Source organism: Paenibacillus sp. NPDC058898, assembly GCF_049316025.1.
Classification (GTDB): Bacteria; Bacillota; Bacilli; order Paenibacillales; family Paenibacillaceae; genus Paenibacillus_AQ.
This window is the reverse complement of record NZ_JBMOSM010000004.1, coordinates 437,159-453,038: the sequence shown is the minus strand read 5'-3', so window position 1 is coordinate 453,038 and position 15,880 is coordinate 437,159. Positions and strand designations below refer to the sequence as shown.

Here is a 15,880-nt window from a genome sequence, read left to right as displayed (position 1 = left end):
TTAATTAGACGCTATATTCAAATCTTAGCGACAGCAAATGACAGGAGGCTTGAAACGATGTGCGGACGCTTTACACTCACGGTCACTTGGGAAGAACTGATGATCAGGTATCTCATCGATCCCGAATCGGTCTCTCCCTTTCATATTCCCCGGTACAACATCGCGCCTACGCAGATGGTCACGGCTATTATCAACGACGGCAGCACCAATCGGAACGGTCAGCTGCAATGGGGGCTTGTCCCATCCTGGGCCAAGGATGCCTCGGCCGGAGCCAAAATGATCAATGCGCGTAGTGAAACGCTGGAAGACAAGCCTGCCTATAGGATGCCCTTTTATCGGAAAAGATGCCTAATTCCTGCAGACGGTTTTTACGAATGGCAAAAAAACGGCAATGGCAAGCAGCCCTTTCGCATCAGCTTGAAGAACGGCGAAATATTCAGCATGGCAGGTCTGTATGATACCTGGATTACCCCAAGCGGAGATAAGCTTAGCACCTGCACCGTCATTACAACCGAACCCAATCAACTCATGGCGCCGATCCATAACCGGATGCCGGTCATTCTGAGACCCGCAGACGAAGCGTTATGGCTTGAACGGCAGACGTCTTCCCATACCCATGAAGGTAGCCCCTCCCTCCTGCAATCCCTCAAAGAGCTTCTGAGGCCTTACCCCGCGGAGGACATGCAAGCCATTCCGGTTAGCACAACCGTAAATTCCGTTAAAAATGACACGGAAGATTGCATCCGTTCTATTACAGGCAGCTAAATCCGTTGACCACAAACTAAGGGATTCCTTTTACGGGAGTCCGCCAGGAATGTTGCATCCTTTGCATACGCGAAATCAAAAGCCCCTGCTCATAAGGAGAAAACACTCCCGAGAGGGGCTTCTTCTATGCAAAGTAATTCCTTGATGTCATCCAATTGTTATCGAAACATCCCCCACAGCTTGATCAAATGGAAGGTGTTGTTCGGATCGATGCGCTGTGCAAGCACAAACTGAACCATTTGCTGCTCCTGCGTGGAGCTCAGCTTTTCATTCAAGATGCCGCTGGCCGTCCGGATCATTTGATGCACTTTTGCGCTATTTTGAAGATCTGCCTTGGTTAAACCCTGAGTTAGCCCTTTGATTCTTTCCTTGACTGCCGGGTTTTTCATTTTTTGCTTGATTCGTTCTACCAGCTGCGGACTAATCCCGTACTGCTGATAACTCAATGTTGAAGCACCTCCAGTCATAAATGCTGCTACCTTTTTTGAGTATATGACGAAGGTCTGTCCATTGTGCTAACAGATTCATGTTATTAGTCCATGATATCGCCCTGGAAGATCTTCTCCTGCTGAAGAAAGTCGCGCAATGGCTCATATTCAGGAGACGTCCAGAAGGAACTGTCGCTGACAAGGGCCGCTGCATCGCCTCTAGCCTCTTCCACTACTTTGAAGTCGGCGACCATATCGGCCAGCCGGAACTCCGGCAGTCCGCTCTGCTTCGTACCGAAGAAGTCGCCCGGGCCCCGAAGCTCCAAATCTCTCCGGGATACCTCGAAGCCGTCCTCGGTTTCGGTCATCACCTGCATCCGTTCCTGGCCCACTTCCGATTTCGGATCGGCCACAAGAACACAGTAGGATGCATGCTGCCCACGGCCTACACGGCCCCGAAGCTGGTGCAGCTGGGACAGACCGAAGCGATCGGCGTCCATAATGATCATCAACGTGGCATTCGGCACATCGACGCCAACCTCAACGACCGTCGTGGAAATCAGCAGCTGGACCTCATTGCTGTAGAATTGGCGCATAACCTCATCCTTCTCGGCAGGCGTCATACGGCCATGCAGCAGACCCACAGCATACGTAGGAAAGGCCTGCTGCATCTGAACATGCAGATCAATCGCATTCTGAACGTCCAGCTTGTCCGATTCTTCAATCAGAGGAGCAATCAGATATGCCTGACGTCCTTGATTTACTTCCCGGGAAATAAATCCGAGCACACGGTCCATGAGTTCATGTTTGACCCAATAGGTCGTAATGGGAATACGGCCTTTCGGACGCTCCGACAGCGTGGATACATCCATATCCCCGAACGCGGTAATGGCCAGTGTCCGTGGAATCGGCGTCGCCGTCATCGTTAGCACATCCGGGTTATAGCCTTTACGGCGGAGTACGCTTCGCTGATTCACGCCAAAACGGTGCTGTTCATCCGTCACGACGAGTCCCAGCTCCCGGAAGTATACATCATCCTGAATGAGAGCATGGGTGCCCACGACAACGTCCGTCAACCCCATCTGTAAGGAAGCCAGCAGGTCTTTGCGCTTCTTACCCGTGACACTGCCTGTCAACAGGCCAACGGTAATGCCAAAGGGCTCAAACAGCTTCTGCAGCGAACGCATATGCTGTTCGGCGAGAATCTCTGTCGGCACCATCAAGGCCCCTTGAAAGCCTGAGCGCACTGTTGTAAACAGAGCGACGGCGGCAACAATCGTTTTCCCCGAGCCGACATCCCCTTGAAGCAAACGGTTCATGCAGTAAGGGGAGCGCATATCATGCAAAATCTCCAGCTCCACCTTCTTCTGCGCATCCGTGAGCTCAAAAGGGAAGCTGCGCACGAACTCCCGGATCGTTGCATTGTCAGCCGTATGTACTACGCCGTCCATTCGACTCCGGTTCAGCGCCCGGAACGCCTGCATTTTCAACTGAAACAAGAAGAGCTCTTCATACACCATCCGGCGCCGCCCTTCCTGACCTTCCCGGGAGTCGACAGGCTGATGGATCGTCATGATTGCCGCTTTACGGGGCATCAGATCATATTTCCTAAGCAGGGATTGTGGCAAAATCTCGGGGATCATCTCCCCGTACTGCTCCAATGCCTGTCCCATCGTTTTTCGGATCCACGATTGCGTGATCTTACCGCCGATGGAATACACCGGCTGCAGCGTCCCGCTGCGGAAGGCTCCCTTATCCGGGAATTCGGATTCGGACACCGTAAGCTGCATTCTGCGCTGATCCCACTTGCCTGTCAGCACGATCTCCCGGCCAGCCGTAAGCTGGTCCTTCAGAAAATGCCGGTTAAACCAGGTTGCGGTGAACATCCAGTTTTCGGCCAGCATTTTGCAGGTGAGACGGGATTTACGCCCATAGCGCTGCAGTACCGGTACGCTGGCTATCTTGGCTTGAATGGTGATTTTGTCCCCGTCCTTGACTTCACTTAGAGAACGGAGCCGGTAATCCTCATACCGGAAGGGGTAATACTCCAAAAGATCCTTGACCGTAGAGACGCCAAAGGCGTGAAGCTCCCCCTCTTTCAGGGCGCTCACGCCGTTGATCTGTCTGACGGATATTTGATCGAGTTTGAGACTCATATCATCTACCTCACTTAAGCAGGCCATATATATGCTGCAATGGTTCCCGGTCCAACGTGCGTACCGACAACCGGACCGATCTCGGAATATACGGTTTCCTCAATCGTAAACACAGCGGACAGCTGCTGCAAAAAATCCTCAACCTGAGCAGGGTCAGCTGTATGACCCACAGCCACTTTAATATTTTTCACACCGGTTAGATCCTGTTGAAACAATTCAATCATTTTCGCCGTCGCTTTCTTGCGACCGCGGACCTTGTCTACCGGAAATATGATTCCTTCGCCATCAATGGACAAGATCGGCTTAATGTTAAGCAGCGTGCCCAGCACAGCCGAAGCTTTACCGATCCGTCCGCCCTTCTGCAAATATTCCAGCGTGTCTACCAAGAAGTAGAGACGGCGCTTGGAACGAAGATCTTCGAGTGACGAAATAATATCAGAAACAGCGGCTCCTTCTTGTGCGAGCTTCGCTGCATGGACCACGAATAATCCGAAACCATAGGAGGCCGATTTGGAATCCCACACGGTTATATCCGCTTCTCCTTCGATGAGAGAGGTGGCAAGCAACGCGGACTGATACGTCCCGCTCATGCCGGATGAGATGTGAATCGACACAATGGAGCAGCCTGGGTGCTGTTCCAAGATGGACTCATACGCAGCCGAAAAATCTGCAGGTGAAGGCTGAGAGGTCGTCGGAAGCTGTGGCGACTCAACCAGCTTTTTGTAGAACTCTCCCGGCGTGATTTCGACTCCGTCCAAATACGAATCTTCCCCGAACATGAGTTTCAGCGGCACAATATGAATGTTGTGTTGCTTCGCCAGGTCTGCCGGAATATCCGCTGTGCTGTCTGTCACAATAACGGTCTTATTCACCGGAACCCCTCCTATAAATGTACCTTGCATAATGTCAAAGCGTTGTATATCAAGACTCCACGGAGAACAGATAAGAATAGATCGGCTGTCCGCCGTAGTGTACCTCAACCTCTGCGTTAGGGTACTGCTCACCAAGCCACTCCGTGAGTGTGTTGGTCGATTCCTCGGTTGCATCCGCGCCGGTAAGCAGAGTCACGATTTCATCCCCGGATTCCAGCATTTTACCGAGCAAATCCTGGGAGGTCGTAATCAGATCCGCGTTTGCTGCAACGATGTTCGAATTGCGAATACCGATGAACTGGCCAGCCTTGATCTCGAGATCATCGATCGTTGTGTCCCGAACGGCATAGGTTACCTGCCCCGATTGCACACGAGTGATCGCATTCAGCATATTGTCGGTATTCGTATCCGCATTCTCGTCTTCCTCGAAAGCAAATGCTGCCGCGATCCCCTGCGGAATCGTCTTGCTTGGAATAACCGTTACGCTGCGCTCGCCTTCGAGAAGCTCTCTCGCCTGCTGGGCAGCCAGCACGATGTTGGAGTTATTCGGCAGGATGTAAATCTGCTGCGCCGAGATCGAAGTAATCGCATTGACAAAATCCTCGGTGCTCGGGTTCATCGTCTGTCCTCCGGAGAGAACGACGTCAACGCCCAGGCTTTTGAATATGTCGGATATCCCTTCCCCTGACGATACCGCAATGAAACCGTACGGTGCGATCTCGTCTGCCGGAGGAACAGCCGGAGCTTCCGGTGTCACGGTCTCTGCCGGAATATCCGCAAATATCTCAGGCATCGGTGCGATATCCATTCCCGTTGTCAGCAAATCACGGTGCTGCTCGCGCATATTCAATATATGAATCTGAGTGATCTCTCCATACATTAGCGCCAAATTCAACACTTCGCCCGGAGCCTTGGAATGCACATGAACTTTGATGGTCTCGTCATCGGCGATGACAATGATGGAATCACCATTCACTGCAAGCGCTTTCCGGAACTTATCTTCATCAAAGTCTGCGTTCGTTCCTTCTCCGAGCTGCCGATTAATAAAGAATTCCATGTCATATAAAAATTCAATATCCTCTGTGGACAGTCTGGACTGGGCAGAAGCCGGAGCTTGAATCGCCGAGAAGTCAGGGACTGCTTGAAAGGCCGGTGCCGTGTTGCTCTGTTCAGCTTGTCCTTCGGCAACAGTAAACGAACCGGACGGAGCGTCTTTTCTTAGCGCCTGCAAGAAACCTTCATAAATGTAAACCAGGCCCTGGCCACCCGAGTCCACGACGCCAACCTGCTTCAGAACAGGAAGCATATCCGGCGTCTGGGACAGTGTTTCTTTGGCTTTGGCCAACACCTGCTCCATCAATTCCACGATATCGTTGTTGCGGCGGGAGAAATAAACCGCATGCTTGGCCGCTTCTTTAGCTACGGTAAGGATGGTACCTTCAACAGGCTTCACGACAGCTTTATACGCAGCTTCTACGCCTGTCTGCAGTGCTGCGGCGAATTGATGAGAATTTAGTTCTGTATAAGGTGCAGCATATCGGCTGAAACCACGGAACAGCTGGGACAGAATAACCCCCGAGTTCCCTCTGGCTCCCATCAGAAGCCCCTTGGACAGCACACCGGCACTATGCCCGACGGACTCCGAGTACTTACTCTTCAGTTCTGCCACACCTGCAGTCATCGTCAAATTCATGTTGGTCCCCGTGTCGCCGTCCGGCACCGGGAATACATTCAGGGAATTGACGTGTTCTGCATGCTGCTGCAGCTGCTCCGCTCCGGCTAGGACCATCGCGGTAAATTCTGTTCCATTCAAAGAACGCTTACTCAATGAGAATTCCCCTTCCTGGCTTGATACCCATAACACTTCTTGTTGTAAATTTCATATCTATTTCATAGCTTATAGCTGACGAAATGCCCAAGCAGTAAATAAAAGACATACCATGATTAATGGATCATAAATCTATGATGGGCTATCCTCTCGTCCTCTACGCTTTCCGGCGGTTCCCAAGCCTTTTGAGAGCCATGCCGACAAGCCCACGAACTATTTCTTCGGAAATATTATGGACTAATCAACATTGTACTATAATGGCAAAGAGAAATAAATGTTTTTAAGACAGTTGACGGAGCAATTTTTACTGTGATATTATATTTAAGTATTGTTTCATGCAGGGTTAGGAACAAGGAGGTGTAATAAATGGCTCGCAAATGTTATGTAACTGGCAAGAAACCAAGCAGTGGTAACCATGTTTCTCACGCTAACAATCACAACAAGCGTTCTTGGGGTGTCAACGTTCAAAAGGTTCGCATTTTGGTGGATGGCAAGCCAAAACGTGTATACGTCAGCACTCGCGCTTTGAAATCCGGTAAAGTGACTCGCGTATAATCATCTTGTGTTATATGAAGAAAAACTTCTTAATCTCCAGGCACCATTTGTGGGCGATCCGGGACAAGGAAGTTTTTCTTGCGTTTAGATACATATTCTCCTTCTAAACAAAAAGCACCCTAAGCAGTTAGCAGGTGCTTTTTTTATTTAGATATAAGAAAAATGAAAGAGCAAAACTTCCGCTTTCTTATATCGCAAGAAAAACTTCCGGTCGAACGCAGTCTGTCCTCGATAAGTACGTCGCTAGACACTCTTCTTTTGATATAAGAAAGCGAAGGAGAACTCCCGCACATTATGGCTTTCTTATACCGCAAGAAAAACCTCCGCACACTGATGCGGTATGTCCTCCATGCGCGCTCTATCGGAGTGTTCTTGCCTCTTTCCCCAGAACCGGCTAGGCGGCGTCAGTCCCAGGCGGAGGTTTTGTTACGCCGGGACAAGCTGTCAGCTCTTGTGAAACGTATTTAAGATGGCCTTCACAAAACCTCCCAAAAACTTCGGCAGCTTGAACGTATAGAATTTCATGTCTCACCCTCCCCATCATTCTCATGCCTTCCTAGATTATGTTATGCACCAAGCCCACAGATGTGAACACAGACAAAAAAGGCTACATGAGAACCCAGCTCATGTAACCATATTTATGCGGGAACCCCGCGCCCTATGCATCCGTTGCTCACCTTCTGGTCAAGATGATACACTGTCACGGATTACTGCAATGGCTGCCGCGCGATCCGGCTTGCCGAATACGGCGCTGCCCGCAACCAGGACATCCGCTCCCGCTTCCACCACAAGCGGCGCTGTCTCCGCTGTAATGCCGCCATCCACTTCAATATGGATATTCGGGTAGTCGGAGTTTGAAATCCATTCACGCAGCTGTGAGATCTTGTTTACAGTCCGCTCGATAAATGCCTGTCCGCCAAACCCCGGGTTCACGGTCATCACCAGCACCAAATCCAAGTCAGGCAGCACTTCCTGAAGGACATGGGCTGGCGTAGCCGGATTGATCGCGACGCCGGCCTTCACGCCAAACTCTTTGATCAGATGAATGACTCGATGAAGATGTTGGCAGGTCTCGGCATGAACGGTGATCAGATCGGCTCCAGCCTTGACAAAGTCCGCAATATACAGCTCAGGCTGTTCAATCATCAAGTGTACGTCAAGCAGCAGGCTCGTATGGGGTCTGATGGCTTGGACGATCGGCGGTCCCAGCGTAATATTAGGTACAAAGTGTCCGTCCATGACGTCCACATGAATCCAGTCGGCTCCGCCAGTCTCGGCTTCCTTAATTTCTTGTCCCAGCTTCGCAAAATCCGCTGACAATATGGATGGCGCAATTTTAATCATCATTCAGTACCTCCGCTTCTTGTCTTTCATCTCTGTATAAAACTCCACATAATGCTCATATCGGCTAGCCAGGATGATTCCATCCTCTTTGGCTTGGATCACCCGGCAGCCCGGCTCCTGCAGATGACTGCAGCCTCTGAATTTACATTCCGCAGCATAAGGAGCAAATTCTCTGAAACAGGTCGATAACTCCTCGACACCCAGCTCCAGAAAATCCAACTGGCTAAAGCCGGGTGTATCGGCAACATACCCTCCGTTATCAAGCTCAATCAGCTCCACATGGCGTGTCGTATGTCGACCGCGGCCAAGACGCAGGCTGATTTCACTCGTCTCCAGCGAGAGGCCTGGCATCAACGCATTCAGCAGGGACGATTTCCCGACACCGGATTGACCGGAGAAGACACTGATTCGACCGGCCAGGCGTTTCTTCACCTCTTCGGTCCCAATCCCTTGCAGAGAGCTGGTAATCAGCACTTCATAACCAATCTCTTCATACTGGCGCTTCACCTGCTCCAGTACACCGTCGGAAGCGTCCACAAGATCCTGCTTCGTCAGACAGATCAATGCCTCAAGGCTCTCATGCTCAATATGTACCAGAAACTTGTCCAGCAGATGCAGGCTCAGATTCGGTTCTTTGACCGAAAACAACAGCACCGCCAGGTCGACGTTCGCGACAGGCGGGCGAATTAATTGGGAAGACCGTGGAAGAATTTCGTCCACGGTCCCTTCCCCATTTTCAGTCAATGAATACATCACGTGATCTCCAACGAGCGGAGAGATACCTTTCTTTTTGAAAATGCCGCGGGCTCTGCATTGAACCGCTGGGTCCTCCCCGGATATAATGTTGCCATCCTGCATTGGTTTGACATAATAATATCCGCTTAGTGCCTTCACGATCAGTCCCTCTAGCATATAATAGGCCTCACCTTTCTTGTTGAAATTTAGTGTGCTCATGACTCGTTTTTAATCTTTATCCTTACCTTTACCAGGGCCTTTGCCTTTTTCATGGTTGCCGGAGTCCCCATTGTAAGCAGAATCATCTTCCTCATTCGAACCGTCCTCGCCAGTTCCTTCATCCGGATTGGTGTCCACCGGCACATCAGGCTCAACAGGCGGTTGTTCAAAGGTCGGCTGCGGCACGGTGCCATTCTTGACATCGCTGTAACTTACGCTGTACGTATCCACTTGGCGACCGTCACGGAAGATCATGACCGTTGCATGCTTGTCGGGAGCCAGCAGCAGCTTAACAGGTACCATTTCCGAGGTTGTAATGACCTTGTTCACAGCTTCCTGGTTTTCTCCCAGCGCATCGGTGAAAACGACCCGAATTTTGCTTTCTTGTCCCTCCATGCTTGGTGAGACCGGTACACTGTAATTATACTCAAGCGCATCCGAAGGATAGCCGGAGCTGACGAACAGCGTGATTTTGGAGTTAGGCGGTACCTGCGCATTAGGCTCATAAGGCCATTGCTCCATTACTTCGCCCTTCTTCACTTCAAAGCTGGATTTCTCCTTTATCACTTCAACCGTAAGGCCGAAGGATTCGATGGTAGCGACCGCTTTGTCTTTATCCATTCCAATCACGCTCGGCATATTGACCGTTAACTTACCTTTACTGATCGTGACTCGGACCTCCACCTGTTCAGGATCAATTTGGGTGGTCGCGGAAGGACTCTGATCATAGATCTGACCGACAGGTACATTATCATTGTTTTCAGAGGACTGCTTAATAGCGTTATCCTTAATACCCATATTTTTCAGTATCTCAACTGCCTGATCAAACGTCTTACCCGAGAGATCCGGCATTTTTTCAAGCGGCTTCGCATCCCCAACCGACAATTGAACCGGTGAACCCTTCTTCAGCATGGTCTCTGGTTCCTTGTCCTGGGCAAACACAATGCCTTCTTCGACATCCGGTTTATATTTCCGGATCACTTCCTCATCCACCGTCAAACCTTGGGCCTCAAGCTCGCGGATTGCTTCCTCTTCCGTCATGCCTACAACTGGGGGCACCTTAACCTCAGGTACCTCCAGCATGTTGTTCACATACATGATGACACCTACCATGATGCCGAGGAACAGGAGCACCGAACCGATGATGATGGTCGGCTTGACCCATTTTTTCTTCGGTTTACCGGTCGGCTTTTCCTCAAACTCCTCGTCATCCGAGTCGTCGTCCGGGTCATGGTGATGCTGGCTGCTGCGCTGCATCGTTTTGAGCGCCGGCATGACCAGGGTTGAATCGGCATCGTCCTCGAACTCCATCTTCGGTTCGTTGAGTCGCATCGGCATCAAACACGTCTCGAGATCGTCCATCATTTCTTCCGCAGACTGGTAACGCTCCTCCGGGTTTTTGCGCATGGACTTCAGGATGATGTTCTCCACGCTTTGAGGAATGAGCGGGTTCACTTCTCTAGGCTCATCAAACTCCTCCTGGAGATGTTTCAGAGCTACACTAATCGGGCTCTCGCCCAAAAATGGAAGACGGGCCGTGAGCATTTGATATAACACAATACCAAGTGAGTATAAATCCGATTTCTCGCCAGTAACAACGCCCTTGGCGTGCTCCGGCGAAAAATAATGCACAGAGCCCACAACAGAGCCTGTTTGCGTAATGGTTGTCGACGTGACCGCCCTGGCAATGCCAAAGTCGGTTACTTTGACCCTCCCATTCCGGCCAATCAGAATATTATGCGGTTTAATATCCCGGTGAATGATCTGGTTATGATGGGCGTGCCCCAGTGCATCGCAGATCTGGATAGCAATCCGTACAGCTTCTTCCACCTGCAGCGGTGCCCGTTCTTTTATAATTTCATTCAAATTCTGACCTTCGATATATTCCATGACGATGTAATGCACTTCTTCCTCTTGGCCCACATCATAGATGCTGACCACGTTGGAATGCGACAACGAAGCCGCTGATTGTGCCTCACGCCGGAAACGGCGAATAAATTCCTCGTCGTGCACAAACTGCTGGCGCAGCACTTTGATCGCTACATTCCGGTTCAGCAAAATATCCTGAGCCTTGTAGACCAGCGCCATGCCACCGCCACCGATGCGTTCTATAATTTTATAACGACCAGCCAATTCATGTCCGATCATGAATCCCACCCCTTTATACGTTGCCCGACAACTTCTTCTTGATGTTCAAACATTGCGACCGTGATGTTGTCCTCACCGCCAGCAAGAAGTGCCAGTTGAAGCAGGCGATCCGCTCTTTCTTCCAGAGGAAGGTCAAGTGAACCGGAAATCTGACCGATCAGCTCGCGGCTGACCCGGTTGCTGAGCCCGTCACTGCAGAGCAGCAGCACTTCGCCTTCTCCGATCGTAACCGGTGTTAGCTCAACCGTCACATCCACATCCGTTCCAAGTGCCCGGCTTAATACATTTTTCCGGGGATGGGTTTCCAGTTGATCTTCCGTAATCTGACCACTCTTAAAAAGCTCATTGACCAATGTGTGGTCATCTGTGAGTCGAATCACTTGTCCGGGAACGACTTTGTAAGCCCTGCTATCCCCGATATGTCCGATATAACCTTCGGAACCTCGCAGCAGCACCGCTACAATCGTCGTGCCCATATTGTGAAGCCGCTCATCAGCCGAGGCTTCACGATAGATAACGGCATTGGCATGCAATATGGCATCACCAAGCGCAGCCCGAATACTTTCCATGGACATGTCCTGTTCCAAAGAAGACAAATCCTCGGCTACGGTATCTACCGCAAGCCTGCTGGCGGTGTCACCCGCAAGGTGACCTCCCATACCGTCAGCAACCACACCCAAGGTATAGCCATGCTCCAGTGTGCTAACAAATACCGAATCTTCATTAACAGGACGAACGCGTCCCACATGGCTTACATGAACCGTCTTGATCAAATCTTCTCACCCCAACTCCATATGCTTGGCCCGCAGCTGACCGCAAGCGGCAGCGATATCATGGCCTTGTTCACGACGGATGGTCACATTGACCCCCTTGTCTGCTAACGCACGTTGAAATTTGAAAATATCGTTACGCGATGTGCGAACATATTTCCGTTCCGGCACATGGTTAACCGGAATCAGATTGACGAAGCAGTTCATATCCTTAATGACATCCGCAAGCTCTTCGGCATGCTCAACCTGATCGTTTACGCCGCCGATCAAGGCGTATTCAAACGTAATGCGCCGTCCGGTTTTTGCTTGGTAATAACGAAGCGACTCAATCACGTCATCAAACGGGAACCGGCGGTTAACAGGCATTAACTTGGAGCGCAGCTTATCGTTCGGTGCATGGATGGAGATGGCCAGATTAATCTGAGTATCCTCTTCCGTAAATTTATAGATGTTAGGCACAATGCCACTCGTCGAAACGGTAATGTGGCGCTGGCCGATATTCAAGCCTTTTTCATGGATCATCGTGCGCAGAAACTTCATGGTCGCTTCATAGTTCTCAAACGGTTCGCCTGAGCCCATGATCACGATGCTGCCGACACGTTCTCCCGTTTTATCGAGAATCTTCTGCGCCTGAACCACCTGGGCAACAATCTCGCCGGAGGTCAGATTCCGCTTCAAGCCACCCAGTGTGGATGCACAGAACGTACATCCGATGCGGCAGCCTACCTGCGTTGTAACGCAGATGCTGTTGCCGTAATTGTGCCTCATGATGACGGTCTCGATCGCATGGTCATCATGCAGACCGAACAGAAACTTGACTGTTCCGTCCTTTGACTCCAGCTTGGTGATTTCCGTCAGGGTAACAAAACTGAACTCCTGTTCCAGCTTCGTCCGAAGCTCCTTGGACAGATTCGTCATTTCCGCAAAGTCGTTCACCCGCTTTACGTACAGCCAGTCATAGATCTGGGTTCCGCGAAACGCCGGTTCCCCATTCTCTTGAGCCCATGCTTGAAGCTCTTCCAGTGAATAATCATATATAAAAGGTTTCATTCTCACCACACCTGTCTAATTTAGAGGAAGTCCAGTCAGCATTCTTCCGAACTCTCCCTATTACATTCATATGCATCTCTTTTTTCATTCTTCCTATTCTAACATAAATAAAAGAGACGGTAAAAGAGGAAAACCCGCCGGCATTGGCGGGATACGACTATAGTCATGGCGGCGGACACCCTAAGAGCGGCGTCTGCCGAGTCTTGCAATGTAAAAGCCGTCACTGTGATAGTGCTGGGGCAGAATTTGAATCCCGCCTCCACGCTGAAGCGATTTCTCTTCCAGCCGGCTTAAGGCTCCAAGACCGTCTTTCGGGATGTCAAACTCGGAATGGCCTTCCAGAAAAGCAGATACAACGCCTTCATTCTCCAGCGGCTCAATCGTACACGTGCTGTACACCAAGAGTCCTCCGGGACGAAGCAAGGTCGAGACCGACTCCAGCAGCCTTAGCTGAAGCGCCGCAATTTCATGTATGTCCTCCTGTGACTTGCCCCACTTCAGATCAGGCTTGCGACGGATTACGCCAAGGCCCGAGCATGGAGCATCCAGCAAAATTCGGTCAAAAGACGCAGGCTCGAAGCGGTCAACCAAATCCAGCGCGTCACCAGTCACGATCGAAATGCTGTCCAGTCCCAAACGGCTGGCCTGATCCGATATCAGCTTGCCTTTATGGGCATGGATGTCGTTGGCAACAATGCTGCCTTCATCCTTCATCAGCTCGCCCATGTGGGCACTTTTCCCGCCCGGGGCTGCGCAGCAATCCAGCACCCGCATTCCCGCCTCTGGCTTGACAGCCTCGGCGACCAGCATGGAGCTTTCATCCTGGATCGAGATCATCCCGTCCCGATACCAATCGGTCAAGGCCATATTGCCCGCTCCTTTTACGACAATCCCATAGGGGCTAAGCGACGAAGGGGTGGCATCGAGGCCGTGGCTGCTCATTAATGCCAGCATGTCCTCCCGGCTGATCATCGTGGTGTTCACCCTAACGCTGACAGCCGGCGGTTCATTGTTCGCGGCACAGATTGCCTCTGTCGTCTCGATCCCGTACTGGGATATCCAGCGCTCCACCAGCCACTGCGGATGGGAATGCAGCAGAGAAATGCGCTGGGCCGCCGGCATATTCTCAGGGATCGCCAAGCTTTCCTTCTGACGCAAAATATTCCGAAGCACCCCGTTCACCATACCGGAAATCCCTTGATGCCCGCGGCGCTTCGCCAGATTAACGGCTTCGCTGACAACCGCGTGATCCGGAATCCGATCCAGATATACGACCTGATACAGACTGATGCGAAGCAGTGCCCTTACCCACGGCTGCAGCTTCTGTACCCCTTTATTGACAAACTTGTCCAAAAAATAATCGAGCGTGTTCAGTCGCGAGATCGTGCCATAGATCAGCTCTGTAGCAAGTCCGGCGTCGCTCTTCGCAAGCGAGGACTTCTGCAAGGCGGTGTTGAGCAGAAGATTGCTGTACGCCCCCTCCTGCTCAACCTGTGTTAATACATTCATCGCCAGCTCTCTCGGGGAGTCCTGACGCCCCTTCGGGCTGCGGTTTCCGCTCACGTCAGCACCGTCCCGGCCGTCAGGCTCGTCCCGCGCACGAATTGCGCTGCATCCATTGCCTTCTTGCCGCTGGGCTGAACCGTAAGCAGCGTCAGCGCGCCGTCGCCTGTTTTCACGACGATCCCCTTCTCATGCAGCTCCAGCACGGTTCCGGGCTGTGCATCGCCAGATGGCTTCTGAGCGCTGTCCGGCTTGGCCGCTGCCCATACTTTGAACACTTCCCCGTTCCACAGCGTAAATCCACCGGAGAAAGGAACCAGACCGCGAATTTGATTATAGATTTCGCGGGAAGTGCGAGTCCAGTCGATTCTTTCGTCATCCCGGGTCAGGTTCGGAGCATACGTTGCCTTCGTTTCATCCTGGGGCTCGGCCTCCACCTTGCCCTTCACGAGCCGCGGCAGCTCCCGCAGGAGCAGCTCCGCACCGGCTTGGCTCAGCTTCTCGAACATCGTTCCGGCCGTATCGTCATCTTCAATGGGAACCTCGGTCCGTGCGATCATGTCCCCCGTGTCGAGCCCCTCAGCCATATACATCAGGGTGATGCCTGTTACGGATTCTCCGTTGATGATGCTGCGCTGAATCGGAGCTCCTCCCCGATAGGCGGGGAGCAGCGAGCCGTGGACATTAAGACAGCCGAGTGACGGCATATCCAGCACTGATTTCGGCAGGATTTGGCCATAGGCGGCCGTGACGATCAAATCAGGCTTATATCGGGCAAGCTCGGCCACGGCTTCCGGATTCCGCAGCCGCTGAGGCTGCAGAACCGGGATGCCGTGACGAAGAGCGGCTTCCTTAACCGGTGTTGGGGTTAGCACTTTTTTACGCCCTTGCGGACGGTCAGGCTGCGTAACGACGGCAGCTATGGAATAACCTTCGGCAATCAACATTTCCAGGCTGGGTACTGCAAAGGCCGGGGTGCCCATAAATACAATATTCATCGATTCTCCAGCTCTTTTCTCGGCTGTTCCGGAACATACTCATACACCCGATCAGCGATTTCCGTAAACAGCACCCCGTTCAGATGATCGATTTCATGCTGAAACGCTCTCGCAAGCAGCCCAGTTCCCGTAATGATAAGCTCTTTGCCTTCACGATCAAGCCCCTTAACCGTCACTTTCTCCGCACGGCGCACATCCCCGTTCCATCCCGGAATGCTCAGGCAGCCCTCCGGTCCGAATTGCTCGCCTTCGCTCTCCACGATCTCCGGATTGATCATCTTGATCAAACCGTGCTCGTCACCGGCATCGATCACGATCAGACGCTTCAGAATGCCGACCTGCGGCGCAGCTAATCCAACGCCTTCCGCATCGTACATGGTATCGGCCATATCGTCCAGGAGCTTTTGAACGTTCGGCGTAATTTTGGTAATTTCCTTTGCCTTTTTATGAAGAACCTCATCCGGTTCTTTAACGATAATACGAATCGCCATGTCTATGACACCATCCTT

15 protein-coding genes are annotated in these 15,880 nt (G+C 51.6%); 2 read left to right on the top strand and 13 right to left on the bottom strand.

Annotated features, from left to right (window positions below; genetic code table 11):
• The first annotated feature begins 57 nt into the window (after positions 1–57).
• A complete protein-coding gene (locus ACOZB4_RS14035; protein ID WP_379406470.1) occupies positions 58–765 on the top strand; it encodes an SOS response-associated peptidase in 708 nt (235 codons plus the stop codon).
• A 158-nt stretch (positions 766–923) separates the two neighbouring features.
• On the opposite strand, the gene ACOZB4_RS14030 is transcribed toward ACOZB4_RS14035, so the two are convergent.
• The 4 genes from ACOZB4_RS14030 to ACOZB4_RS14015 all read right to left on the bottom strand — a co-directional run bounded on the left by ACOZB4_RS14030 (position 924) and on the right by ACOZB4_RS14015 (position 6,049).
• A complete protein-coding gene (locus ACOZB4_RS14030; RefSeq protein ID WP_215164004.1) occupies positions 924–1,211 on the bottom strand; it encodes a stage VI sporulation protein F in 288 nt (95 codons plus the stop codon).
• A gap of 86 nt (positions 1,212–1,297) precedes the next feature.
• Complete coding sequence (gene recG / locus ACOZB4_RS14025) at positions 1,298–3,349, bottom strand: ATP-dependent DNA helicase RecG (protein WP_076320740.1); 2,052 nt, start codon at positions 3,347–3,349, stop codon at positions 1,298–1,300.
• Between the two features lie 14 nt (positions 3,350–3,363).
• Entirely contained in the window at positions 3,364–4,221 is an 858-nt protein-coding gene (locus tag ACOZB4_RS14020) for a DegV family protein (RefSeq protein WP_379406471.1), read from the bottom strand.
• 49 nt (positions 4,222–4,270) lie between these two features.
• Entirely contained in the window at positions 4,271–6,049 is a 1,779-nt protein-coding gene (locus ACOZB4_RS14015) for a DAK2 domain-containing protein (protein ID WP_379406472.1), read from the bottom strand.
• A gap of 366 nt (positions 6,050–6,415) precedes the next feature.
• On the opposite strand from ACOZB4_RS14015, the gene rpmB reads away from it, so the two are divergent.
• Positions 6,416–6,604, top strand: a complete 189-nt coding sequence (gene rpmB, locus ACOZB4_RS14010; protein ID WP_006209230.1) for a 50S ribosomal protein L28 — start codon at positions 6,416–6,418, stop codon at positions 6,602–6,604.
• A gap of 444 nt (positions 6,605–7,048) precedes the next feature.
• Here rpmB and spoVM read toward each other — a convergent pair whose 3' ends face one another.
• The 9 genes from spoVM to def form a co-directional block, all read right to left on the bottom strand.
• On the bottom strand, positions 7,049–7,129 hold the full coding sequence (spoVM, locus tag ACOZB4_RS14005) for a stage V sporulation protein SpoVM (RefSeq protein ID WP_034273235.1): 81 nt from the start codon (positions 7,127–7,129) through the stop codon (positions 7,049–7,051).
• Positions 7,130–7,288: 159 nt separating this feature from the next.
• Positions 7,289–7,948 (bottom strand): ribulose-phosphate 3-epimerase, encoded by a 660-nt coding sequence (rpe, locus tag ACOZB4_RS14000; protein ID WP_379406584.1) that lies wholly within the window; start codon positions 7,946–7,948, stop codon positions 7,289–7,291.
• Positions 7,949–7,951: 3 nt separating this feature from the next.
• Positions 7,952–8,860: a ribosome small subunit-dependent GTPase A gene (gene rsgA / locus ACOZB4_RS13995; RefSeq protein WP_076320737.1), complete on the bottom strand. Its 909-nt coding sequence runs from the start codon at positions 8,858–8,860 to the stop codon at positions 7,952–7,954.
• A gap of 51 nt (positions 8,861–8,911) precedes the next feature.
• A complete protein-coding gene (gene pknB, locus ACOZB4_RS13990) occupies positions 8,912–11,050 on the bottom strand; it encodes a Stk1 family PASTA domain-containing Ser/Thr kinase (RefSeq protein ID WP_379406473.1) in 2,139 nt (712 codons plus the stop codon).
• On the bottom strand, positions 11,047–11,823 hold the full coding sequence (locus ACOZB4_RS13985; RefSeq protein ID WP_076320735.1) for a Stp1/IreP family PP2C-type Ser/Thr phosphatase: 777 nt from the start codon (positions 11,821–11,823) through the stop codon (positions 11,047–11,049). Before ACOZB4_RS13985 ends, pknB begins: the two co-directional genes overlap by 4 nt.
• 6 nt (positions 11,824–11,829) lie before the next feature.
• Entirely contained in the window at positions 11,830–12,870 is a 1,041-nt protein-coding gene (rlmN, locus tag ACOZB4_RS13980; protein ID WP_076320734.1) for a 23S rRNA (adenine(2503)-C(2))-methyltransferase RlmN, read from the bottom strand.
• Positions 12,871–13,050: 180 nt separating this feature from the next.
• Positions 13,051–14,433 carry a 16S rRNA (cytosine(967)-C(5))-methyltransferase RsmB gene (gene rsmB, locus ACOZB4_RS13975; protein WP_379406474.1) on the bottom strand — a complete coding sequence of 461 codons (1,383 nt, stop codon included), beginning with the start codon at positions 14,431–14,433 and terminating at the stop codon, positions 13,051–13,053.
• Positions 14,430–15,371, bottom strand: a complete 942-nt coding sequence (fmt, locus tag ACOZB4_RS13970) for a methionyl-tRNA formyltransferase (RefSeq protein ID WP_379406475.1) — start codon at positions 15,369–15,371, stop codon at positions 14,430–14,432. The genes rsmB and fmt overlap by 4 nt, the downstream gene beginning before the upstream one ends.
• Positions 15,368–15,862, bottom strand: coding sequence for a peptide deformylase (gene def / locus ACOZB4_RS13965; RefSeq protein ID WP_379406476.1), 495 nt, complete (start codon positions 15,860–15,862; stop codon positions 15,368–15,370). Before def ends, fmt begins: the two co-directional genes overlap by 4 nt.
• Between the last annotated feature and the right edge of the window lie 18 nt (positions 15,863–15,880).

What these genes read in the sequence shown, in the direction of transcription:
- ACOZB4_RS14035 (WP_379406470.1), top strand. Translation starts at nt 58, where the DNA reads ATGTGCGGACGCTTTACACTCACGGTCACTTGGGAAGAACTGATGATC.
- recG (WP_076320740.1), bottom strand. Translation starts at nt 3,349, where the DNA reads ATGAGTCTCAAACTCGATCAAATATCCGTCAGACAGATCAACGGCGTG.
- rpmB (WP_006209230.1), top strand. Translation starts at nt 6,416, where the DNA reads ATGGCTCGCAAATGTTATGTAACTGGCAAGAAACCAAGCAGTGGTAAC.
- spoVM (WP_034273235.1), bottom strand. Translation starts at nt 7,129, where the DNA reads ATGAAATTCTATACGTTCAAGCTGCCGAAGTTTTTGGGAGGTTTTGTG.
- rpe (WP_379406584.1), bottom strand. Translation starts at nt 7,948, where the DNA reads ATGATTAAAATTGCGCCATCCATATTGTCAGCGGATTTTGCGAAGCTG.
- rsgA (WP_076320737.1), bottom strand. Translation starts at nt 8,860, where the DNA reads ATGCTAGAGGGACTGATCGTGAAGGCACTAAGCGGATATTATTATGTC.
- pknB (WP_379406473.1), bottom strand. Translation starts at nt 11,050, where the DNA reads ATGATCGGACATGAATTGGCTGGTCGTTATAAAATTATAGAACGCATC.
- rlmN (WP_076320734.1), bottom strand. Translation starts at nt 12,870, where the DNA reads ATGAAACCTTTTATATATGATTATTCACTGGAAGAGCTTCAAGCATGG.
- fmt (WP_379406475.1), bottom strand. Translation starts at nt 15,371, where the DNA reads ATGAATATTGTATTTATGGGCACCCCGGCCTTTGCAGTACCCAGCCTG.
- def (WP_379406476.1), bottom strand. Translation starts at nt 15,862, where the DNA reads ATGGCGATTCGTATTATCGTTAAAGAACCGGATGAGGTTCTTCATAAA.